This is a genomic window from Pseudomonas sp. NBRC 111130 (genome assembly GCF_001320485.1).
Lineage (GTDB): Bacteria > Pseudomonadota > Gammaproteobacteria > Pseudomonadales > Pseudomonadaceae > Aquipseudomonas > Aquipseudomonas vlassakiae.
Window position 1 is genome coordinate 1 of sequence record NZ_BCBG01000007.1, and the last position, 20,657, is coordinate 20,657.

The 20,657-nt window shown below is 63.2% G+C and carries 20 protein-coding genes and 1 pseudogene; 14 read left to right on the forward strand and 7 right to left on the reverse strand.

Annotated features, from left to right (window positions below; genetic code table 11):
- The first annotated feature begins 780 nt into the window (after nucleotides 1-780).
- The gene (locus tag APH33_RS04125; RefSeq protein WP_054883930.1) at nucleotides 781-1,752 is read left to right on the forward strand and encodes a VENN motif pre-toxin domain-containing protein; all 972 of its coding nucleotides are present in this window, start codon (nucleotides 781-783) and stop codon (nucleotides 1,750-1,752) included.
- A 185-nt stretch (nucleotides 1,753-1,937) separates the two neighbouring features.
- A complete protein-coding gene (locus APH33_RS04130) occupies nucleotides 1,938-2,366 on the forward strand; it encodes a hypothetical protein (protein ID WP_054883931.1) in 429 nt (142 codons plus the stop codon).
- Between the two features lie 33 nt (nucleotides 2,367-2,399).
- Here the strand turns inward: APH33_RS04130 and APH33_RS04135 are convergent.
- Together APH33_RS04135 and APH33_RS04140 are read right to left on the reverse strand one after the other, a co-directional pair.
- Nucleotides 2,400-2,952 (reverse strand): annotated as a pseudogene (locus tag APH33_RS04135) (RNA 2'-phosphotransferase).
- 27 nt (nucleotides 2,953-2,979) lie between these two features.
- Entirely contained in the window at nucleotides 2,980-3,636 is a 657-nt protein-coding gene (locus APH33_RS04140) for a YciC family protein (protein ID WP_054883932.1), read from the reverse strand.
- 155 nt (nucleotides 3,637-3,791) lie between these two features.
- Here APH33_RS04140 and APH33_RS04145 point away from each other — a divergent pair, with 155 nt between their 5' ends.
- From APH33_RS04145 to APH33_RS04165, 5 genes are all read left to right on the forward strand, one after another.
- Nucleotides 3,792-4,559, forward strand: coding sequence for a DUF2076 domain-containing protein (locus tag APH33_RS04145; protein ID WP_054883933.1), 768 nt, complete (start codon nucleotides 3,792-3,794; stop codon nucleotides 4,557-4,559).
- A 68-nt stretch (nucleotides 4,560-4,627) separates the two neighbouring features.
- Nucleotides 4,628-5,107 (forward strand): NYN domain-containing protein, encoded by a 480-nt coding sequence (locus tag APH33_RS04150; RefSeq protein WP_054883934.1) that lies wholly within the window; start codon nucleotides 4,628-4,630, stop codon nucleotides 5,105-5,107.
- A 9-nt stretch (nucleotides 5,108-5,116) separates the two neighbouring features.
- Nucleotides 5,117-5,722 carry a PolC-type DNA polymerase III gene (locus tag APH33_RS04155; protein ID WP_054883935.1) on the forward strand — a complete coding sequence of 202 codons (606 nt, stop codon included), beginning with the start codon at nucleotides 5,117-5,119 and terminating at the stop codon, nucleotides 5,720-5,722.
- Nucleotides 5,723-5,831: 109 nt separating this feature from the next.
- The gene (gene yedA / locus APH33_RS04160) at nucleotides 5,832-6,749 is read left to right on the forward strand and encodes a drug/metabolite exporter YedA (RefSeq protein WP_054883936.1); all 918 of its coding nucleotides are present in this window, start codon (nucleotides 5,832-5,834) and stop codon (nucleotides 6,747-6,749) included.
- Between the two features lie 55 nt (nucleotides 6,750-6,804).
- Nucleotides 6,805-8,136, forward strand: a complete 1,332-nt coding sequence (locus tag APH33_RS04165; protein ID WP_054883937.1) for a DEAD/DEAH box helicase — start codon at nucleotides 6,805-6,807, stop codon at nucleotides 8,134-8,136.
- Nucleotides 8,137-8,256: 120 nt separating this feature from the next.
- Here the strand turns inward: APH33_RS04165 and APH33_RS04170 are convergent, their stop codons facing one another.
- From APH33_RS04170 to APH33_RS04180, 3 genes are all read right to left on the reverse strand, one after another.
- Complete coding sequence (locus APH33_RS04170; protein ID WP_054883956.1) at nucleotides 8,257-9,498, reverse strand: TIGR03862 family flavoprotein; 1,242 nt, start codon at nucleotides 9,496-9,498, stop codon at nucleotides 8,257-8,259.
- 149 nt (nucleotides 9,499-9,647) lie between these two features.
- Nucleotides 9,648-10,562 carry a histone deacetylase gene (locus APH33_RS04175; protein ID WP_054883938.1) on the reverse strand — a complete coding sequence of 305 codons (915 nt, stop codon included), beginning with the start codon at nucleotides 10,560-10,562 and terminating at the stop codon, nucleotides 9,648-9,650.
- Nucleotides 10,563-10,600: 38 nt separating this feature from the next.
- Complete coding sequence (locus tag APH33_RS04180; RefSeq protein ID WP_054883939.1) at nucleotides 10,601-11,287, reverse strand: Ais protein; 687 nt, start codon at nucleotides 11,285-11,287, stop codon at nucleotides 10,601-10,603.
- Nucleotides 11,288-11,454: 167 nt separating this feature from the next.
- Here APH33_RS04180 and APH33_RS04185 point away from each other — a divergent pair, with 167 nt between their 5' ends.
- The 4 genes from APH33_RS04185 (at nucleotide 11,455) to APH33_RS04200 (ending at nucleotide 14,803) form a co-directional block, all read left to right on the forward strand.
- Nucleotides 11,455-12,027, forward strand: a complete 573-nt coding sequence (locus APH33_RS04185; RefSeq protein ID WP_054883940.1) for a GNAT family N-acetyltransferase — start codon at nucleotides 11,455-11,457, stop codon at nucleotides 12,025-12,027.
- Between the two features lie 147 nt (nucleotides 12,028-12,174).
- Nucleotides 12,175-13,044: an acyl-CoA thioesterase II gene (gene tesB / locus APH33_RS04190; RefSeq protein WP_054883941.1), complete on the forward strand. Its 870-nt coding sequence runs from the start codon at nucleotides 12,175-12,177 to the stop codon at nucleotides 13,042-13,044.
- Complete coding sequence (locus tag APH33_RS04195; protein WP_054883942.1) at nucleotides 13,041-13,631, forward strand: HAD family hydrolase; 591 nt, start codon at nucleotides 13,041-13,043, stop codon at nucleotides 13,629-13,631. Before tesB ends, APH33_RS04195 begins: the two co-directional genes overlap by 4 nt.
- A 161-nt stretch (nucleotides 13,632-13,792) precedes the next feature.
- On the forward strand, nucleotides 13,793-14,803 hold the full coding sequence (locus tag APH33_RS04200; protein WP_054883943.1) for an NAD(P)-dependent alcohol dehydrogenase: 1,011 nt from the start codon (nucleotides 13,793-13,795) through the stop codon (nucleotides 14,801-14,803).
- Nucleotides 14,804-14,822: 19 nt separating this feature from the next.
- Here APH33_RS04200 and APH33_RS04205 read toward each other — a convergent pair whose 3' ends face one another.
- Nucleotides 14,823-15,518, reverse strand: coding sequence for a FadR/GntR family transcriptional regulator (locus tag APH33_RS04205; protein ID WP_054883944.1), 696 nt, complete (start codon nucleotides 15,516-15,518; stop codon nucleotides 14,823-14,825).
- A gap of 259 nt (nucleotides 15,519-15,777) precedes the next feature.
- Here APH33_RS04205 and APH33_RS04210 point away from each other — a divergent pair, with 259 nt between their 5' ends.
- Both APH33_RS04210 and gudD read left to right on the forward strand, forming a co-directional pair.
- The gene (locus APH33_RS04210) at nucleotides 15,778-17,130 is read left to right on the forward strand and encodes an MFS transporter (protein ID WP_054883945.1); all 1,353 of its coding nucleotides are present in this window, start codon (nucleotides 15,778-15,780) and stop codon (nucleotides 17,128-17,130) included.
- A gap of 19 nt (nucleotides 17,131-17,149) precedes the next feature.
- The gene (gene gudD / locus APH33_RS04215; RefSeq protein ID WP_054883946.1) at nucleotides 17,150-18,505 is read left to right on the forward strand and encodes a glucarate dehydratase; all 1,356 of its coding nucleotides are present in this window, start codon (nucleotides 17,150-17,152) and stop codon (nucleotides 18,503-18,505) included.
- Nucleotides 18,506-18,598: 93 nt separating this feature from the next.
- Here gudD and APH33_RS04220 read toward each other — a convergent pair whose 3' ends face one another.
- Nucleotides 18,599-19,486, reverse strand: a complete 888-nt coding sequence (locus APH33_RS04220) for a LysR substrate-binding domain-containing protein (RefSeq protein ID WP_054883947.1) — start codon at nucleotides 19,484-19,486, stop codon at nucleotides 18,599-18,601.
- Between the two features lie 99 nt (nucleotides 19,487-19,585).
- Here APH33_RS04220 and APH33_RS04225 point away from each other — a divergent pair, with 99 nt between their 5' ends.
- Entirely contained in the window at nucleotides 19,586-20,536 is a 951-nt protein-coding gene (locus tag APH33_RS04225) for a 2-hydroxyacid dehydrogenase (RefSeq protein ID WP_054883948.1), read from the forward strand.
- Nucleotides 20,537-20,657: the final 121 nt, after the last annotated feature.

Consider the following 20,657-nt stretch of genomic DNA (forward strand, 5'->3'; position numbering starts at 1 on the left):
ATCGTCGGCGGCGGGATAGGGAAGGAAAATGGAGTTCTTCGGACCTATGAGTGGAGTGGGCATTACGGGATGAACTAGACTCCCGAGCTTCGTGAGCAGTTCAAGTCCTTAATGAGTAGTCATGGTGTGGATGTTACCCATACTCCCGGGATATCTAGATGATAGATGAACTTAAAAAACTATTGAAGGAGTTCTCTAAGCTTGAGGGGCCATGGGAGAGCAGACATGAGTACGGCTCTGACGGGAGGGATTTGAAGTGGCTTCCTGTGGCAACGTTGTGTGACGGACGTTTTTTCTGGGGCTTACTTCTCGTGGGCTTTGGGCTAGATCAACAAACGCCTCTGTTCAGACGCTCGGGGAAGAAATCAAGTGCGTGTTTTTTCTGCCTATGCTAGAGAATCCTCCAGAAGTGGTTCGATGCAAGATGATCGATGGGCTTAAAGGCTATGGCCTTCCAGAGTGGGTCGTGGACTTGTTTCCGTTTGAGAAAATTGTTGTGCCTGGCCTTAGAAGTCAGAGTGAATACTGGTCTGGCTTGGCACTGAAGTGGGTGTTGTTCGTCCCGAGGTCTGACAGTATAGAAATGGGGTTGTATGCATTGAGTACACTTGGAGAAACACAACAAATACGTCATTCGGCAAAAAGAATAGCTAAGCAGTTAAAACAATTATGACAGCGACTACAGCTACTACCGGATGACCAAGACCAGCCAGTCCGGACTGTCGACAGTTCGAGTGCCATTATGGGCTGTTTGCCGGCAAGGGCGGTTATCAGATCGATGTGGGCAAGCACACGCAGCTCGATGGCAGCGTGATCGCCAGCACCGCCGGGGCCGACAAGAACCACCTGAGCACCGGCACTCTTGGCTGGAGCGATATCGAGAACAAGGCGCAGTTCAAGAGCCAGATGGCCAGTGCCAGCGTCAGTGGCGGCAACAATGGCTCCTCGGGTTTCACCAGCAACATGCCTAGCGGCACGCTGATCGCCTACAACCACAGCGGCAGTGCCAGCGGCACCACGTCCTCGGCCATTTCCGAAGGCACCCTGGAAATCCGCGATCCGGGCCAGCAGAAGCAGGATGTCGCCAGCCTCAGCCACGACGTCGAGCATGCCAACGACAGCATCAGCCCGATCCTCGACAAAGAGAAAGAGCAACGGCGCCTGCAGCAGGTGCAGCTGATTGGCGAAATCGGCACCCAGGTTTCGGACATCGTCCGCACCGAGGGCCAGCTCAAGGCCGACAAGGAGGCGCGTGAGGAACTCGAGGCGCGAGGGATCAACGCGCCGGGTGAAGGGGCTAGCGAGAAGGAGCGCAAGGCCTATCAAGACAAGCTGGTCGCTACCGATGCTTACCAGCGGATCATGGGCAAGTACGGCACCAGTGGTGATTACCAGAAGGTGACGCAAGCCGTTACGGCCGCCCTGCAGGGGCTGGCCGGTGGCAACATCGGTGGTGCGCTTGCCGGTGCCTCGGCACCGTACCTGGCCGGCGTTATCAAGAAAGTAGCGGGTGATAACGAAAACGTCCGGATCATGGCCCATGCCGTATTGGGTGTCGTGGTGGCTCAGGCCCAGGGCAACTCGGCGGTTGCAGGTGCGGCCGGCGCAGCGACTGGTGAGTTGATAGCCGCTCGGATCTATCCTGACAAGCCTCGGGATCAACTGAGTGAGGAAGAGAAACAGACCATTTCTGCGCTGGCGACGCTTGCCTCAGCGCTGGCAGGCGCTGCAACGGGCGGCGGCTTGGGGTGAAAAGGGGGGGTAAAAGCTGTCGACGGCGCACTTCCCAATGCTGGGGAAGCGGTGATTGATCCTAACAAGCTGAAATCCTATACAGTGAATCCACAGCATCCGGTAGGTGGAGATATGATGGGGTGATGGAATCCAGCAACCGCCTCAACCTGCTGGCCAGCAACGATTTCACTGGAGCCCTTTGATTGAATGCCGATCTTTTCGAGTACTGGCTTATGGACATGAACGATGCCATCGATCGCTTCCTGCACAGTTTTCCAACAGGCGACCGAGAGCAATTCGACTATTCCATTGCCTCGCTGGATTATCTGGAAGCCTGGTTGCTTCGTCGTTACGAAAATTTCGATGCACTAAAGCCGAAAGATCAGGCCGCCATCATCGATGGCGCGGCCAGGTACGTGGGGCAGGTGTTCAGGCGCCATCTTGGAGGCAAGTGGTTCATGAATGACCAAGACAAGCAGGACATGTTTTGCGGGCGCCCACAGTTGGTCGAGATGAAAGGGCAATTTGCGCAAATAAGCCCGTTGAGTATGGTCACGGCTGCGGTTGACCGCAGAACGGGCGTCTACATCGGTAGAATCCTGAACTCCTTGAAGACCAAGGCAGGCGAGTAGGGCGAGGCCGCTGCGCCGTAAGCCTTAGGCCAGTTAATCGTCCACCAAGAGGAATTCAACGGGGACCGCTTCGGTCAACCACACGCCATTCTCAGACTGGTAGAACCTGAATCCCTGCCGATGCATGCGCTGGGCATCGATTTTCAACAGCACCGGTTTCCCATATCGCTGCCCGACAGCGACCGCCGTCACGGTTTCCTGCGACAGGTGCACATGGTGGCGTGCACCCGCAATCAGCCCTTGCTGCAGAATTGACTCAAGAAAGCGTGTTGCCGTCCCGTGATAGAGCACCGGCGGCGGCTGCTTTTTCGTGTGCTGGAGATTCACGCCTGAAGCCGAATGCCCTTGTGCAGCCCGAATACGCTGGCCATCTTCGGAGAGCGTGAAGCGCTTCTTGTCACTGCTATCGACAACTTCACGGAGCGTCGCCAGGTCCTAGCGTGCGGCCTGCCTTTGGCGCGCCGGCAAGCAAGGCATCGATATCTGCCCAACCTTCGGCATCGAGTTGCAGGCCGATGGCGTGAGGCTCATGGCGCAGGACATAGCTCAGAAACTTGCGGGTTTCGGTCAGGTGTTTGCTGCTAATAGTCGTCCTTTTCCGGTACTCGGTTCTTCAGGCTTGCTCTTGCGCTTCCAGCAACATGAACAGGCGATACAGCACCACGGTGCTGAACAACTGCAAGAACCCACTCAGGCTATCCAGGGCCAGTTCAACGCCCGGCGCGGGCTCGGGGAAGGCCATCAGCAGCAGGCCATCGATCAGCCAGATTGGTGCCAGCACGCCGAGCACGCAGATCATGATGCGCAGGAAGTGCCCAGTGGTCATGCGCGCACTTTCACGCATCGACTGCACCACCGGCAGGCCACGCAGCACCAGCAGGTATTCGGCGAACACCAGGTTGATCATGATCCACACGCCCGGGAACACCAGCAGCGCCAGGCCGGCCATGATCAGCAGCGAGCTGATCGTGATCAGCAGGGCCAGTTGCGGCCACAGCTGCACGGCGCGGGCGAACAGGTCGCGCTTGCGAATCTCCTGGCCGTTGCTGCGGGTGTCCAGGTATAAGATCAGCGCCGCGCTGTACAGCGGATAGAACAACAGGCTGATCAGCATGCCGTAGGCCGGCGAGGCCTGCTCGCCCAGCTGGCGGTACAGCAGCTGGGTGAAGAGGGCTTCGAGCACCACTAGCGGCAGGCATAGCGGAATGATGCTGGCCAGGTGGCGGCGGAAGAAGTACAGGGAGTCGCGCAGAACGCTCAGCGGATTCATCAGTCAACATCGCAAGGCAGTAAAAGCAGGGGCCTAACTTTAGCCCAGAGCGGTCGCTTGCTGAAAAAAGTTTCACCCGCGCGGTGATTGAATCCTTGGGCCGGGCGCCCCATCTTTGCCATGTCCGATGTCCTGCTAGCCCATGAGGTAGCCCAATGAACACTGATGAACAAACCCTGATCGACGGCCTGTTCGGCCGCATCAAGCAAGCCGAAGACCCAAGCCAGCCGCGCGATGCGCAGGCGCAGGCACGGATCGAGGAGCATGTCCGCCAGCAGCCGGCAGCGCCTTATTACATGGCCCAGGCGATCCTGGTTCAGGAAGCCGCGATCAAGCGCCTGGATGAGCAGAACAAGCAGCTGGAGGCCGAACTGAAGCAGGCCCGTGCCCAGCTTGAGGCGACCCGTGCCAGCAGTGGCAATGGCGGCGGTGGGTTCCTCTCCAGCATCTTCGGTGCCGGTGCGCGCAACCCGGAGCCGGTTCAGCCGCAGCGCCCTAGTGCGCCGGTAGCATCGGGTGGCGGTTGGCGCGAGCCGAGTGCGCCAGGCTTCTCTCAGCCGCAGCCGCAGATGCAGGCTCAAGCACAGCCGCAACAGCCTGGCTTTGGCGCCGCGCCAGCGCGCAGCGGCGCCAGCAGCTTCCTCGGTGGTGCAATGCAGACCGCTGCGGGCGTCGCCGGTGGCGTGTTGCTGGCGCAAGGTATCAGCAGCCTGTTCCACCACAACTCGCAGCCTGAAGAGGTGGTCGAGGTGATCAAGGAAGAGCCGGCACCGGCCAGTGACAACGGCGGCTGGAATGACCAGGGGGCGCAGCAGCAGGTTGCCGACAACGGTGGCTGGGGCAATGACCAGGGTGGCTGGGCCGATACCGACTACGGCAACGATGGTGGTGGCTTCTTCTCGGATGACGATACGTTCGTCTGACCGGTCTGGCATACTGCTGGCATTTCCGAAGGGGCGCATTGCGCCCCTTTTCATGTCGAGGGTATGTGGTGAAAAAGATCGCGCTGTTCGCCGATGTGCAGAACCTCTACTACACCGTGCGCCAGGCCCATGGCTGCCACTTCAACTACACCGCACTGTGGAAGGAGGTCAGCCGCGAAGGCGAGATCGTCGAGGCCGTCGCCTATGCCATCGATCGCGGTGACAGCAAGCAGCAGCAATTTCAGCAGATCCTGCGCAACCTCGGTTTCGACGTGCGCCTCAAGCCGTTCATCCAGCGCAGCGACGGTTCGGCCAAGGGCGACTGGGATGTGGGCATCACTCTCGATGTGATCGATGCCGCCAGCCGGGTCGACCAGGTGGTGCTGGCCTCGGGTGATGGTGACTTCGACCTGCTGCTGGAACGGGTCATCCAGCGCCACGGCACCGAGGCGGTAGTCTATGGCGTGCCCGGCCTGACAGCGTTGTCGCTGATTCGCGCCGCCACCCGTTATGTGCCCATCGAGGGCGCGCTGTTGCTCAAGCACTAAGGTTTTTTCATGGAACGTATCGCTGTCATCGACTTTGAAACCACCGGCATCTCGCCCGGTGCCGGCTGCCGCGCCACCGAGGTGGCGGTGGTGATGCTGGAAGGCGGGCGCATTGTCGAGCGCTATCAGAGCCTGATGAATGCCGGTGTGCCGGTGCCGGCCTTCGTCGCCGGGCTCACCGGCATCACCACCGCCATGCTGCGCACGGCGCCGCCGGTCGATAAAGTGATGAACGAAGTGGCCGAGTTCGTCGGAGTTACCCCATTGCTGGCGCATAACGCCGCCTTCGACCAGAAGTTCTGGGATTACGAACTGAGCCGCATCGGCCGCAGCCGCCAGCAGCCTTTCGCGTGTTCCCTGTTGCTGTCACGGCGCCTCTTGCCGGCGGCGCCGAACCACAAGCTGGGTACCCTGACCCGGTGGGCCGGGCTGCCGCATACCGGTACCGCACACCGGGCCATGGCCGATGCCGAAATGGCCGCCAACCTGCTGCAACACCTGGCAGGCGTGCTGCGCCATGCCCACGGCGTCCAGCAACTCTCCCACGAATTGCTGTGCCGCCTGCAGAAAACGCCTGCCGCGAAGGTTGGTGAAACCTTGGCTAAATTCGCCTGATGAGCGCAGCAAAAGTGTGCCGTTCATTTCGCACGGTTTTGTAACTTATATTTACCTGTGCACCGCCCTAAACTCGGTCACCCGAAAACGGATTTCTGAGTTACCTGCCATGCCTGCCTCCCGTCGCTTTCCGCTGCTGCTCATCGGCGCCTTCATTGCCCTGTACCTGGTCTGGGGTTCCACCTACCTGTTCATTCGCATCGGTGTCGAATCGTGGCCGCCGATGCTGATGGCCGGTGTGCGTTTCATCATCGCCGGCGGTTTGCTGTATGGCTTCCTGCGCTGGCGGGGTGTGCCGGCCCCGACCTGGCCGCAATGGCGTGCGGCCGGGGCGATCGGTTTCCTGTTGCTCAGCTGCGGCAATGGCGGGGTGACAGTGGCCGAGCATGCGGGTGTGGCCTCGGGCGTGGCAGCGCTGGCGGTGGCGACGGTGCCGTTGTTCACGCTGCTGTTCGGTTTGCTGTTCGGCCACCGCAACTCGCGGCTGGAGTGGGCCGGTATCCTGCTCGGGTTGCTGGGTATCGCCTTGCTCAACCTCGGTTCCAACCTGCAGGCCAGCCCAGTGGGGGCGGCGCTGGTGGTGTTCGCTGCGGCGGCGTGGGCGTTCGGCTCGGTGTGGAGCAAGAGCCTGCCTTTGCCCCAAGGCCCGATGGCCAGTGCCGCCGAGATGCTGGTAGGCGGTGCGGTATTGCTGTTGGGCAGTGCACTGTCCGGTGAGCGCATGACGCAGATGCCGACCCTTGCCGGCTGGGGGGCGCTGGCTTACCTGGTGCTGTTCGGTTCGATCCTCGCCTTCAGTGCCTACATGTACCTGCTCAAGAACGTGCGGCCGGCAGCGGCCACCAGCTACGCCTACGTCAACCCGGCGGTGGCGGTGCTGCTGGGTATCCTCTTTGCCGGCGAACAGATCGGCACCGAGGAGTGCCTGGCCATGGCGGTGATCATCGGCGCGGTGGTGCTGATCGGCCTGCCGCAATGGCGCAAGGCGCCAGAGCAGCCGATGAAAGGCGAAATCTGCAGCAAGTAGCCAGGGGTGATGCGGTAAACTTGCCGCCTTCGCTGAACCCCCTGACGGTATTGCCATGAATTTCGCCAAACTCGGCCTGATCGAACCGCTGCTGCGCACCTTGCAGCAGCTGGACTACACCACCCCGACCCCAGTCCAGGCCAAGGCCATCCCCGCCGTGCTGGCCGGCCGCGACCTGATGGCCGCAGCCCAGACCGGCACTGGCAAGACCGCCGGTTTCGCCTTGCCGGTGCTGCAGCGCCTTGCCCTGGAAGGTGAGAAGGTTGCCAGTAACTCGATCCGTGCGCTGGTGCTGGTACCGACCCGCGAGCTGGCCGAGCAGGTGCACAACAACGTGCGCGAATATGCCGAAAACCTGCCATTGAGCACCTATGCCGTTTACGGCGGGGTCAGCATCAACCCGCAGATGATGCGCCTGCGCCGTGGCGTCGACCTGCTGGTGGCCACGCCCGGCCGACTGCTCGACCTGTTCCGCCAGAATGCGGTGAAGTTCAATCAGGTACAGACACTGGTGCTCGACGAAGCCGACCGCATGCTCGACCTGGGCTTTGCCGAAGAGCTGCAGTCGGTTTATGCCGCCTTGCCGCGCAAGCGTCAGACGCTGCTGTTCTCCGCCACCTTCTCCGAGCAGATCCGCATGCTCGCCGGCTTGGCCCTGAACGACCCGCTGAGCATCGAAGTCAGCCCACGCAACGCCGCGGCGACCACGGTCAAGCAGTGGCTGGTGCCTGTGGACAAGAAACGCAAGGCCGACTTGTTCATGCACCTGCTGCGCAAGCAGCGCTGGAAGCAGGTGCTGGTATTTGCCAAGACTCGCAATGGCGTCGATCAGTTGGTCGAGCGCTTGCTGGCCGACGGGGTGAATGCCGACGGTATCCACGGCGACCGCCCGCAGGCCACCCGCCAGCGTGCACTGGACAGCTTCAAGGCGCGGGAGATCCAGGTGCTGGTGGCCACCGATGTGGCAGCCCGTGGCCTGGACATCGACGACCTGCCGCTGGTGGTCAACCTCGATCTGCCGATCGTGGCCGAGGACTATGTGCACCGTATTGGCCGTACCGGCCGCGCCGGCAACAAGGGCGAGGCGATTTCGCTGGTGTGTGCCGATGAGGTGCAGATGCTGTCGGCGATCGAAGTGCTGACCCGGCAGACCTTGCCACGTCACGAGGAGCCGGACTTCATCCCTGAGCACCGGGTACCGATGACCGATGCCAGCGGCCAGGTGATCAAGAAGCCGAAGAAGCCCAAGAAACCGAAAGAGAACAGCGCCAAGCGTGGGCTGGGGCGCTGGATGGACAGTGCCGAGGCAGGTGCTGCGGAGCCATCGGTGAAGGCTGTGCGCAAGGTGCCGAGCTTCAACGGCGGGCCGCGCAAGCGTAAGCCTTGAGATCCCTGGGGCCGCTCTGCGGCCCTTTCGCGACACAAGGCCGCTCCTACAGGGGATTGCGTACCTCTGTAGGAGCGGCCTTGTGTCGCGAAAGGGCTGCGAAGCAGCCCCGGCAATCGATCAGGCAGGCCGCGCCAACCAATCCACCGCCGCTCGTCCCGCACGAAGCCCGCTGGCAAAGCACGCGGTCAGCAGATACCCCCCAGTCGGCGCCTCCCAGTCCAGCATTTCGCCCGCACAGAACACCCCCGGCATCCGGCGGACCATCAACCCTTCATCCAGCCCTTCGAAACGCACGCCACCGGCACTGCTGATCGCTTCGTCCAGCGGTCGCGTGCGTACCAGCGTGATCGGCAAGGCCTTGATCGCCCGCGCCAGCGCCTGAGGATCGGCAAAGGTCGCCTGATCCGTCAGCTCCCGCAGCAACCCCGCCTTGACCCCGTCGATCCCCAACTGGCTGTGCAGATGCTTGGCCATCGACCGCGATCCGCGTGGTTTGGCCAACGCCTGGGCAATCTTGTCCACAGGCTTGTCCGGCAACAGGTCGAGCAACAGCCTGGCCTGCCCCTGATGCTCGATAGCCTGGCGCAGTTGCGCCGACCATGCATACACCAGGCTGCCCTCGACACCCTGCGCGGTGAGGATGAACTCGCCTTTGCGCGGCGCCATGCCCGGCACGCTCAGGGCAATGTTCTTCAGCGGCGCCCCCGCGAACTTGTCCACAAGCAGCGGACTCCATCCCTCCACTTCGAAACCGCAGTTGCTCGGCCGCAGCGGCGAGATATCCACAGTGCGTTCGGCCAACAACGGCTGCCAGGCGCCATCGGAGCCCAGCCTTGCCCAGCTGGCGCCACCCAAGGCCAGTACCACGGCGTTGGCCTTGACCTGCAATTCCCCCTGTGGATAAGCGATTCGCAAGCTACCGTCGGCATTCCAGCCCAGCCAGCGATGGCGGGTGTGGATAACCACATTATTGTCACGCAGGCGCTTAAGCCAGGCGCGCAGCAGCGGGGCCGCCTTCATGTCGGTGGGGAAAACCCGGCCTGACGTACCGACAAAAGTGTCGATACCCAACCCGTGGATCCACAGGCGCAGCGCATCGGCATCGAAGTCGCGCAGCAACCCGTCGATTTCAGCCTGCCGCTCGGCGTAGCGCGAAACGAACTGTGGATAAGCTTCCGAATGGGTGATGTTCATGCCACCGACGCCGGCCAGCAGGAACTTGCGGCCCACCGAAGGCATGGCATCGAACACTTCCACCGCCAGGCCCGCCTGGGCCATGGCTTCAGCCGCCATCAGGCCAGCAGGGCCGCCGCCGATCACGACGGCCAGGGGAGGGGATGCGGGGTTTTTATCGGGCATGGTAGGCAGCAGGTTGTGGAAAAGACTGCGCATTCTAGCGCAGCCGGGCCAATCCACGTACTGAACAAAAAATGATCAGTGTTCTGCAGCCCCCACCGGTCAAGGGCTGCAGCGCCTTTCCCGCAGGTTATCCACAAGCGGTTCCACAGTCATTGTGAACAACCTATGACACGCGCCGCACTGTGGTGAAGAATGCCATGGCGCCTGGCCAAGGCTTCGCGGTCCTTGCTATAGCCGCCACCGATGACCCCGACCACCGGGATGTCACGGCCCAGGCAATGGCGCATCACCAGCTCGTCACGCGCCGCCAGGCCATCGTCGGTGAGTTGCAGGTAGCCCAGGGCATCATCCTTGTGCACATCGACGCCGGCGTCGTACAGCACCAGGTCGGGTTGATAGAGCGGCAGCAGGTAGTTCAGCGCGTCTTCCACCACCTTCAGGTAAGCCGTGTCGCCCATGCCGCGTGGCAGGGGAATGTCCCAGTCGCTGTGGGCCTTGCGTGCCGGGAAGTTCTGTTCGCAGTGCAGGGACACGGTGATGGCGTCCGGGGTGTCCTGGAGGATGCGTGCCGTGCCGTCGCCCTGGTGCACATCGCAGTCGAAGATCAGTACCCGGTGCACACGCCCGGCTTCGAGCAGGTAGCGGCTGATCACCGCCAGGTCATTGAAGATGCAGAAACCGGCCGGATGGTCGTAGTGGGCATGGTGGGTGCCACCGGCCAGGTGGCAGGCGATGCCATGCTGCAGCGCCATCTCGGCGGTCAGCAGCGAACCGCCCACTGCACGCACCGTGCGCCGGGCCAGGGCTTCGCTCCAGGGCAGGCCGAGGCGGCGCTGGTCCTCGCCGGACAGTTCGCCGTTCATGTAGCGCTCGATGTAGCTGCGGTCATGGGCCAGGGCGAGGATGTCGTTGGGGCAGATGTCCGGGCGCAGCAGGGCCTGGTCGGTAGTCAGGCCGCTGCCCACCAGGTGATCGCGCAGCAGGCGGAACTTTTCCATGGGAAAGCGGTGCCCGGCGGGGAATTCCGGGCTGTAGTCTTCGTGGTAGATCAGCGGCAGCGGCATGGGACGTTCGCAATCGGGGCCAGCGCTGATCTTGCCAGTTATTTCCCCACGCTGGCCAATACCCGTTGCCAGTCTGGCTCGTTCAAGCGCCCAAGGATGCGCGCCTTGCCGTTGACGTCCACCGAGACGAACAGCGCGCTGGCGTAGTTGCTCTCACGCTCACCCCCGGCCACGCCCTGCTGGCGGGCGAAGTGGTCGATGCAGCCATTGTGGGTGACCAGCACCAGATTATGCCCGGCACGCTTGCGCGCCAGCGCTTCACGGGCGAACTGGTTGTCGCAGCTTTCCAGCCAGGCTTCGCTGGCAACGGCCTGGCCAAGGATGAAGTGCGCCGTCTGCAGGGTACGTACTTTGGGGCTGGCGAGCACCTCGGCATTGCCCAGGCCCAGTTGTTTCAAGCCTTGGCCGACCCGGGTGGCGGCCTCGCTGCCGGCCACGGTGATACCCGTAGGGTCGTTCAGGCAAGGGCCGGGTGCGCTGTCGCAACGTTCGGCATGGCGGATCATCACGATCACTGCACCGTCTGCCCAGTCCTGCAGCAGGCCGCTTTCATTCAACTGCCGCTCGTTGCCAAGGTCCACGATATGGGTCCTCGTTGACAGCCAGGTGGTGACCGCTGCGATGACCATGCACAAACCGAGAGCGGCACCAAGGGCTTTGCGTGACATGCGTCGCTTGCGACGGGCGTGGATGGCGGGATGGCCCAAGGTGTTGCTCGGCTGCATGCGTCACTCCAATGGCGCGGCGGTGGTGTGGGGGCATTGTGCTCAGCCGTCTGTCGGGGGCTAGTGAAGGGGTTGTGAAAATTGCATTCTGGGCGCCGCCGGTTGCGTGACAAACCTGGCCGCGCCTACGCTGTAAAATGCCATTGGGTAAAACCGGAGCTGTTCTCATGACCCCCATCCTTCACCTGGAAAGCGCCCGCCTGGTGTTGCGCCAATGGCACGATGACGACCTGCGCGAATTTGCGGCAATGTGTGCCGACCCGCAGGTGATGCGTTATTTCCCGGCGCCCATGACGCGGCTCGAAGCGGCGGCGCTGATCGGCAGGATCCGCGGGCATTTCAACGAATACGGCTTCGGCCTGTGGGCGCTTGAGCGAAAAGACAGCGGGGCGTTCATCGGCATGACGGGCTTGCTCAACGTCAATTTCGACGCGCCGTTCGCCCCGGCGGTGGAGATTGGCTGGCGCCTGGCCCGGCGTCACTGGGGCCTGGGCTTTGCCAGCGAGGCGGCATGGACCTGCCTGCGTTGTGCTTTCGCCCAATTGCGCGTGGAAGAGGTGGTGTCGTTCACTAGCGAGAGCAACTTGCCGTCGCAAAAAGTCATGCAGGCCATTGGCATGGTCCAGGACGTCAATGGCAGCTTCGACCACCCCCGCCTGCCCATCGGCCACCCGCTGCGCCCTCACGTGCTGTATCGCATCGACCGCGCACACTGGGAGCAGACCCTGCGCACTGAATGAGCCGGCATGCACGGTGTCGATGACAAACCTTGTATCATTTCCTCATCCCTGAAAGGTGCTTGCCGAAAGATGTTCAGCGCCTGTGAAACCGAGCGCCGCTCAGCGGCGCATCGCGAGCAAGGCTCGCTCCTACAAGGAGAACCCCCGATGAGTCATGTGTTGGACGACCTGGTCGACCTGTTGAGCCTCGAGTCGATCGAGGAGAACCTGTTCCGTGGCCGCAGCCAGGACCTCGGCTTCCGTCAGCTGTACGGTGGCCAGGTGCTGGGCCAGTCGCTGTCGGCGGCCAGCCAGACGGTCGAGGATGCGCGCCATGTGCATTCGCTGCACGGCTACTTCCTGCGCCCGGGCGATGCCAGCTTGCCGGTGGTTTATTCGGTCGACCGCGTGCGTGATGGCGGCAGTTTCAGCACCCGGCGGGTGACGGCGATCCAGAAGGGCCAGCCGATCTTCACCTGCAGCGCGTCGTTCCAGTACGACGAGGAAGGCTTCGAGCACCAGGTGCAGATGCCCGACGTGGTCGGCCCGGAAAACCTGGCGACCGAAGTCGAGTTGGCCAGCGCCCACGCCGACAAGCTGCCCGAACGCATCCGCGACAAGGTGCTGTGCGCCAAGCCGATCGAGATTCGCCCGGTGACCGAGCGCGATCCGTTCAACCCCCAGCCCGGCGACCCGGTGAAGTACGCCTGGTTCCGCGCCGACGGCTCTTTGCCTGACGTGCCGGCGCTGCACAAGTACCTGCTGGCCTACGCTTCCGATTTCGGCCTGCTGACGACGTCGCTGCTGCCCCATGGCAAATCGGTGTGGCAGCGCGACATGCAGATCGCCAGCCTCGACCATTCGCTGTGGTTCCACCGTAACCTGCGCGCCGATGAGTGGCTGTTGTACGCCACCGACAGCCCATGGGCTGGTAATGCCCGGGGTTTCTGCCGCGGCAGCATCTTCAACCGCGCCGGCCAGCTAGTGGCGTCGTCGACCCAGGAAGGCCTGATTCGCCACCGCAAGGACTGGGCATGAGCCTGGCCGAAATCCGCAATTGGGTGTTCGACATGGACGGCACCCTGACCGTGGCGGTGCACGATTTCGCCGCCATCCGCGTCGCCCTGGATATCCCGGCCGAGCACGACATTCTCACCCATCTGGCGGCGCTGCCGGCGGCGGAAGCGGCGGCCAAGCATGCCTGGCTGCTGGAACATGAGCGCGACCTGGCGATTGCCTCGACAGCGGCCAACGGGGCCGTGGAACTGGTGCGTGAGCTGGCCGAACGTGGCTGCCGCCTGGGCATCCTGACCCGCAATGCGCGGGAATTGGCGCATGTGACGCTGGAGGCGATCGGCCTGGCGGACTGCTTCCAGGTCGAGCACATTCTCGGGCGCGATGAGGCCGAGCCGAAGCCGAGCCCGGATGGGCTGTTGAAGATTGCCAGTAGCTGGGGCGTGGCGCCCGGCGAGTTGGTGATGGTTGGGGATTATCGCTTTGACCTGGACTGTGGGCGGGCCGCTGGGGCGCGCACGGTGCTGGTGAACTTGCCGGATAACCCGTGGCCGGAACTGGTGGATTGGCATGCAGCAGATTGCCGGGCGTTGCGGGTGATGCTGGGCTGAATTATCTGTTGCCAGTTCCGGCCCTTTCGCGGGCTCGCCCGCTCCCACAGGATCTCTACAGGCCCGAGTCCAGTGCAATATCTGTTGGAGCGGGCACGCCCGCGAACAGGCCCACACTGGCTATGCTGAACCCCAGTCTTTCTCTGAATGGAGCCCCAGTCATGACCAGCAAGGCCATCTATGTGCAACCCGGCGGCGGCTACGACAAGGTCGAAGTCGGCACCTGCGAGGCGCCTGCGCCCAAGCCGGGCGAGATCACCGTGCAACTGCATGCCAGCTCCCTCAACTACCACGACTTCGCCGTGGTCAGTGGCATGTGGGGTCCGAGCGAGCGGCGTATTCCCATGGCCGACGGCGCCGGCGAAGTGGTCGCGGTCGGCGCAGGTGTGAGTGAATTCAAGGTCGGCGACAACGTCGTCAGCACCTTCTTCCCGGACTGGCTCGACGGCCAGGCCAACGTCGAAGGCTTTGCCCGGGTGCCCGGCGATGGCATTGATGGTTATGCCCGCGAGCAGGTAACGGCCCCGGTCACTTCGTTCACGCTGGCACCCAAGGGGTTCAGCCACGCCGAGGCTGCAACTCTGACCACGGCCGGCCTCACCGCCTGGCGCAGCTTGATGAGCGACGATCACCTCAAACCCGGTGACACGGTGCTGGTGCAGGGCACCGGCGGTGTGTCGATCTTCGCCCTGCAGTTCGCCAAGCTGGCCGGGGCCACGGTCATTGCCACGTCGTCCAGCGACGCCAAGCTCGAACGCCTGAAGGCCCTCGGCGCCGACCACCTGATCAACTACAAGAGCACCCCGGCCTGGGGCGAGAAGGCCCGTGAGCTGACTGGCAATCGCGGCGTCGATCATGTGATCGAAGTGGGTGGGCCGGCGACCCAGGAGCAGTCGATGATCGCCGCGCGCATTGGTGGGCATGTGTCGTTGATCGGCATTCTGACCGGTGTAGCCGGTCAGCTGCCATTGGTGCAGGCACTGGTACGCCAGATCCGCCTGCAAGGTGTGCTGGTGGGCTGCCGTGCGCAGCAGCAGGCGATGGTGCGGGCGATCGATGCCAATGGCTTGCGGCCAGTGGTGGACAAGCATTTCGAGCTGGAGCAGATCGTCGAGGCGTTCCGCTACCAGGAGAGCAACCGGCATTTCGGCAAGATCTGCCTGACCTGGTGAAACGGCAACGACAGCGGCCCTAGTCCGGCAGCAGGCGATCGCGGCTGTTGGACAGGTGCAGGCAGATCGCCGCCCGCGCCGCGTCCGGGTCTTGCCGGCGGATGGCATTGAGGATCGCCTCATGCTCAAGGTTGGCCAGGTAGGCATGCCGCGCCAGGTTGGCGCCGGCGCGTTCGGCCAGGGCCATGCGGTTACGCGGGATCAACCCGTTGCCCAGTTGCGCCATCATCTCGCTGAAATACAGGTTGCCAGTGGCCTCGGCGATCAACAGGTGAAAGCGCCGGTCTGCCTCGATGCAGCTGTCACCGGCAGCCGCCAGGTCCTGGTAGTCATCCAGCGCCTTGCGCATGCGCACCAGGTGCTCGTCGCTGCGGCGCACGGCAGCGAGCGCGGCCGCCTGGCCCTCCAGGCCGATGCGCAGCTCCAGCAGGTCGCGCACGCTCGCGGCATTTTCCGCCCCCACGCGCAGACCCGCCTGGCCCTGGCGCTCCATCACGAAGGTGCCAATGCCATGGCGTGGCTCCACCAGGCCTGAGGCCTGCAATTTCGACAGTGCTTCACGGACCACGGTGCGGCTGACGCCATGCTCGCGCACCAGGGTGTTCTCAGACGGCAGTTTGTCCCCCGGCTTGAACGTGCCCAGCAGGATTTGCTGGGTCAGGCTCGACACCAGGTCGTGGGCGCGGCTGTGGCTGCGTTTGGCAGGAGTATCCATGAGTAGTCCGGAGTTGACTGGCTTGTATGACAAGTTAATCGATAAAAATATTTTTTGCCCGTTTTTTCTCTGCACGGTACAGGGCCGTCAATCGATTTCTCAGAATTTTCGACGCTATTTACTGAGTTATAAGCTTGTATTTTGCCATTTAGGTGATAGTCGGCATCTTGTCGTACAACTTCGCTGCGCCTATGCTCCGTTCCACTGTCATGTCAGACAACCTCGACCCGCACAATAACAATCAGTGGGAGATACACCTGTGAACGACACCCTCGCTCCGTCTGCCCGGAATGAAGGCGACGCTTTGGCCAGTGCCGTGGCCAAGGTCAGGCGCCACGTCCTGCCGCTGTTCGTCATCATGTTCATCGTCAACTACCTTGACCGCGTCAATATCGGCTTCGTCCGCCCGCACCTGGAAAGCGACCTGGGCATCAGTGCCGCCGCCTTTGGTTTCGGTGCCGGGCTGTTCTTCATCGGCTACGCGCTGTTCGAGGTGCCCTCGAACATGCTGTTGCAGAAAGTCGGTGCGCGGCTGTGGCTGACCCGCATCATGTTCACCTGGGGCGTGGTCGCCACCGCCATGGCCTTCGTCCAGAACGAAACCCAGTTCTACGTGCTGCGCTTCCTGTTGGGCGTGGCCGAGGCAGGCTTCTTCCCCGGTGTGATCTACTACTTCACGCGCTGGTTGCCGGCCGCCGAGCGTGGCAAGGCGATTGCCATCTTCCTCAGCGGTTCGGCCTTGGCATCGCTGATTTCCGGGCCGCTGGCCGGCGCGCTGATGCAGATCCAGGGCCTGGGCCTGCATGGCTGGCAGTGGATGCTGTTCATCGAAGGCATGGCCTCGGTGGCCCTGTGCTTCTTCGTGTTCTTCTGGCTCGACTCCAAACCGCAGGATGCCAGGTGGCTGAGCCCGGCCGAACAGGACGCGCTGGTGGCGACCATCGACCGCGAACAGCGTGATCGTGAAGCCGTGGGCGCAGTCAAGCCATCGGCCTGGCGCCTGCTCCAGGACCGCCAGATCGTGCTGTTCTGCCTGATCTACTTCTGCATCCAGCTGACCATCTACGCCGCCACCTTCTGGCTGCCGAGCATCATCAAGCGCATGGGCGACCTCAGCGACCTGCAGGTCGGCTTCTTCAACTCGATCCCGTGGCTGATCTCGATCATCGCCATGTACGCCTTCGCTGCCGGTTCCACGCGCTGGAAGTTCCAGCAGGCCTGGGTTGCCGGTGCCTTGGTTGTCGCTGCCATCGGCATGTTCATGTCCACCACTGGCGGCCCGGTGTTCGCCTTCGTCGCCGTGTGCTTCGCCGCCATCGGCTTCAAGTCCGCCTCGTCGCTGTTCTGGCCGATTCCGCAGGGTTACCTGGACGCCCGTATCGCCGCGGCCGTGATCGCCTTGATCAACTCCGTCGGCAACCTCGGCGGCTTCGTTGCCCCCACCACTTTCGGCCTGCTCGAACAGCAGACCGGGTCGATCCAGGGCGGGCTGTATGGCCTGGCCGTGACTTCGGTGCTGGCGGCCATCGCCGTCTTCTTCGTACGCATTCGCCCAAAGGGCGCTTCCCCTGACCAGCACAAGGCGCCTTCGGCCTTGGGCCAGACCCACTGATGACTGCGAGACAACGACCATGAACATGCAGACCAACCCCGCCGTACACACCAGCACCCCGGTCGTCACTGACCTGCGGGTGATTCCCGTCGCCGGCCACGACAGCATGCTGCTTAACCTCAGTGGTGCCCATGGCCCGTACTTCACCCGCAACGTCGTGGTGCTGCGCGACAGTGCCGGCAACACCGGCCTGGGCGAAGTGCCGGGTGGCGAGAAGATCCGCCAGACCCTGGAAGACGCCCGCAACCTGGTGGTTGGCCAGCCGATCGGCCACTACCAGCGCGTGCTCAATGCCATGCGCCAGACCTTCGCCAACCGCGATTCTGCAGGCCGCGGCCTGCAGACCTTTGACCTGCGCATCACCGTGCACGCGGTGACTGCCATCGAGTCGGCGCTGCTCGACCTGCTTGGCCAGCACCTCAACGTGCCAATGGCGGCACTGCTGGGTGAAGGCCAGCAGCGCGACGCGGTGAAGATGCTCGGTTACCTGTTCTACATTGGCGACCGCCAGCGGACCGACCTGGCCTACCGCGACGAAGCCGACGCCGATGACGACTGGTTGCGCCTGCGCCATGAAAAGGCCCTGACCCCGGAAGCGGTGGTGCGCCTGGCTGAAGCAGCCATGCAGCGCTATGGCTTCAGCGACTTCAAGCTCAAGGGTGGAGTGTTGCGCGGTGAGGAGGAAATGGAGGCAGTGACGGCCCTGGCCGAACGCTTCCCGCAAGCGCGGATCACCCTTGACCCGAACGGCGCCTGGTCGCTGAAAGAAGCCATCGCCCTGTGCCGCGACAAGCACCATGTGCTGGCCTATGCCGAAGACCCGTGCGGGGCCGAGAACGGTTATTCGGGCCGTGAAGTGATGGCCGAATTCCGCCGTGCCACCGGCTTGCCGACCGCCACCAACATGATCGCCACCGACTGGCGGCAGATGGGCCATGCGATCCAGTTGCAGTCGGTGGACATCCCCTTGGCCGACCCACACTTCTGGACCTTGCAGGGTTCGGTGCGGGTGGCGCAGATGTGTAACGACTGGGGCCTGACCTGGGGCTCGCACTCGAACAACCACTTCGACATTTCGCTGGCGATGTTCACCCAGGTGGCAGCGGCGGCGCCGGGTGAGATCACCGCCATCGATACTCACTGGATCTGGCAGGACGGCCAGCGCCTGACCCGTGAGCCACTGCGTATTGTTGACGGCCATGTGCGAGTGCCGGCGCGGCCGGGGCTGGGGGTGGAGTTGGATGAAGACCAGCTGGCCAAGGCCCACGAGTGCTACCGCAACATGGGGCTGGGGGCGCGGGATGACAGCGTGGCGATGCAGTTCCTGATTCCCGGTTGGAGCTTCGACAACAAACGGCCTTGCTTGGTGCGTTAAGGCTGCTGGCCCTTTCGCGGGCAAGCCCGCTCCCACAGGTACTGCACAAGACCCTGTGGGGAGCGGGCTTGCCCGCGAAGAAACCATCACTATTTATCCAGCTTCAAAGAATGCCCGCGCCATCTCGACAAAGCCCCCCAGCACCGGGTTCGGGTTATCCCGGCAAAACGCCAGAAAGATCTCCGCCTGCTGCTCCATCCCCAGCAACGGCTTGAACACCACCTGTTCCAGCCGCAATGCCTGCGCCGAAGCCGGCACCACCGCGCAGCCCAGCCCGACATTGACCAGGCCCAGGATCGAATGCGTCTGCCCCAGCTGGTGCAGGTACCGCGGCTGCACCTCATGCCGGGCAAACAGGTTGGCGATACGGTCATGGAAATAGCGCCCTTCGTTGGCGCTGTACATCACGAACGGCTGCTGGTCGAAATCGCTCGGCCTGAGCCGCTCGCGTGCCGCCAGCACATGCCCGGCGGGCAGGGCGGCGACGAAGGGTTCGCGGTGGATCGGCAGGTACTCCACGCGGGCGCTGGGCAGCACCTGGCGCACCAGGCCGACATCGATCAGGCCAGCTTCCAGGTCATGCACCTGGGTGGACGAGACCCGTTCGCTGAGCAGTAACTCGATGTCGGGCAAGGTCTGGCCGGCGTGCACCAGCAAGCGCGGGATCATGCTGTAGGCGCCGACGGCGGTGAAGCCCAGCGTCAAGCGACCTGCTTCGCCATGGGCGATACGCCGCGCCGACTGGCTGGCCGACTCGGCGACTTGCAGGATACGCCGGGCATCTTCGAGAAAACTTTGCCCGGCCAGGGTCAGGCGCGCCTGGCGGTTGTTGCGCTCCAGCAACAGCACCCCCAGAGAATGTTCCAGCAGCTGGATCTGCCGGCTCAGCGGTGGCTGGGTCATGTGCAGGCGGGTGGCGGCGCGGCCGAAATGCAGCTCCTCGGCGACGGCGACGAAGCAGCGCAACTGGTGCAGCTCCATGATTCAATTCCTGAATTATTCAATCCAGCATCTATATTAGACCTGTATCAAATGTGGGCCTAGCATCGAGTCATGTCTTCGAACTGCCGGATGCCCACGATGAACAACGACGCCATCGACGTGCTGCTGACCCAGCCCGTACCCGATGCCATTGATGCCCAACTGGTGAGTACTTACCGGGTGCATCGGCTGTATCAGCATGACCACCCGCAACAGCTGCTCGGCGAGGTTGGCCCGCGCATTCGCGCGGTAGTCACTGGCGGCGCCAAGGGCTTGTCGAACGCGCTGATGGACCAGCTGCCCAGCCTTGAGATCGTCGCCATCAGCGGCATCGGCACCGATGCCGTGGACCTGCGCCACGCGGCCAGCCGCGGTATCCACGTAACCACCACGCCGGGCGTGCTCACCGCCGATGTGGCAGACCTGGCGATGGGCCTGATCATCAGCACCCTGCGCCGCCTGGGCGAAGGGGAGCGGCTGGTGCGCGACGGTTTGTGGGGTACGGTGGACCTGCCACTGGCGCGCAAGGTCAGCGGCATCGAACTGGGTATCGTCGGGCTCGGCGAGGTGGGCAAGGCCATTGCCCGGCGCGCCGCTGCATTCGACATGCGCATTGCCTACAACGGGCGGCGCGAGCAGCCAGAAACCGGCTACCGCTACGAACCCGACCTGATCGAGTTGGCGCGCTCGGTGGATGTGCTGGTGGTGTCGGCTTCAGCCGATGGCGGCCGGGTGCTGGTGACGGCGCAGGTGCTCGATGCACTGGGGCCGGAGGGGTACCTGGTCAATGTGTCGCGGGGCAAGTTGGTTGACGAGCACGCGCTGGTCGAGGCGTTGCGTGAACAGCGCATCGCCGGGGCCGGGCTGGATGTGTTCGTCGATGAGCCGTATGTGCCACCCGCGTTGCGTGACCTGAACCAGGTGAGCCTGCAGCCCCATCGCGGTAGCGCCACGCTGCAGACCCGGCTGGAAATGGGGCGCATGGTGCTGAACAACCTTCAAGCCTGCTTCCGAGGCGAGATGCCGCCGAATCGGGTGATCGACCTCTAGGGCCCTTTCGCGGGTAAACCCGCTCCCACAGGGGCCACACAGGATCGAGACCTGTGCAATTCCCTGTGGGAGCGGCTTTAGCCGCGAAGAGGCTGGCACAGGCAACACAAGGCCCAAGGGC

Bases quoted from the DNA above. Each gene is read 5' to 3' on its own strand.
- APH33_RS04155 (WP_054883935.1), top strand. From the start codon at position 5,117: ATGGAACGTATCGCTGTCATCGACTTTGAAACCACCGGCATCTCGCCC.
- APH33_RS04200 (WP_054883943.1), top strand. From the start codon at position 13,793: ATGACCAGCAAGGCCATCTATGTGCAACCCGGCGGCGGCTACGACAAG.
- APH33_RS04220 (WP_054883947.1), bottom strand. From the start codon at position 19,486: ATGGAGCTGCACCAGTTGCGCTGCTTCGTCGCCGTCGCCGAGGAGCTG.
- yedA (WP_054883936.1), top strand. From the start codon at position 5,832: ATGCCTGCCTCCCGTCGCTTTCCGCTGCTGCTCATCGGCGCCTTCATT.
- APH33_RS04185 (WP_054883940.1), top strand. From the start codon at position 11,455: ATGACCCCCATCCTTCACCTGGAAAGCGCCCGCCTGGTGTTGCGCCAA.
- APH33_RS04225 (WP_054883948.1), top strand. From the start codon at position 19,586: ATGAACAACGACGCCATCGACGTGCTGCTGACCCAGCCCGTACCCGAT.
- APH33_RS04205 (WP_054883944.1), bottom strand. From the start codon at position 15,518: ATGGATACTCCTGCCAAACGCAGCCACAGCCGCGCCCACGACCTGGTG.
- tesB (WP_054883941.1), top strand. From the start codon at position 12,175: ATGAGTCATGTGTTGGACGACCTGGTCGACCTGTTGAGCCTCGAGTCG.
- APH33_RS04170 (WP_054883956.1), bottom strand. From the start codon at position 9,498: ATGCCCGATAAAAACCCCGCATCCCCTCCCCTGGCCGTCGTGATCGGC.
- APH33_RS04140 (WP_054883932.1), bottom strand. From the start codon at position 3,636: ATGAATCCGCTGAGCGTTCTGCGCGACTCCCTGTACTTCTTCCGCCGC.
- APH33_RS04145 (WP_054883933.1), top strand. From the start codon at position 3,792: ATGAACACTGATGAACAAACCCTGATCGACGGCCTGTTCGGCCGCATC.
- APH33_RS04180 (WP_054883939.1), bottom strand. From the start codon at position 11,287: ATGCAGCCGAGCAACACCTTGGGCCATCCCGCCATCCACGCCCGTCGC.
- APH33_RS04175 (WP_054883938.1), bottom strand. From the start codon at position 10,562: ATGCCGCTGCCGCTGATCTACCACGAAGACTACAGCCCGGAATTCCCC.
- gudD (WP_054883946.1), top strand. From the start codon at position 17,150: ATGAACATGCAGACCAACCCCGCCGTACACACCAGCACCCCGGTCGTC.
- APH33_RS04165 (WP_054883937.1), top strand. From the start codon at position 6,805: ATGAATTTCGCCAAACTCGGCCTGATCGAACCGCTGCTGCGCACCTTG.
- APH33_RS04195 (WP_054883942.1), top strand. From the start codon at position 13,041: ATGAGCCTGGCCGAAATCCGCAATTGGGTGTTCGACATGGACGGCACC.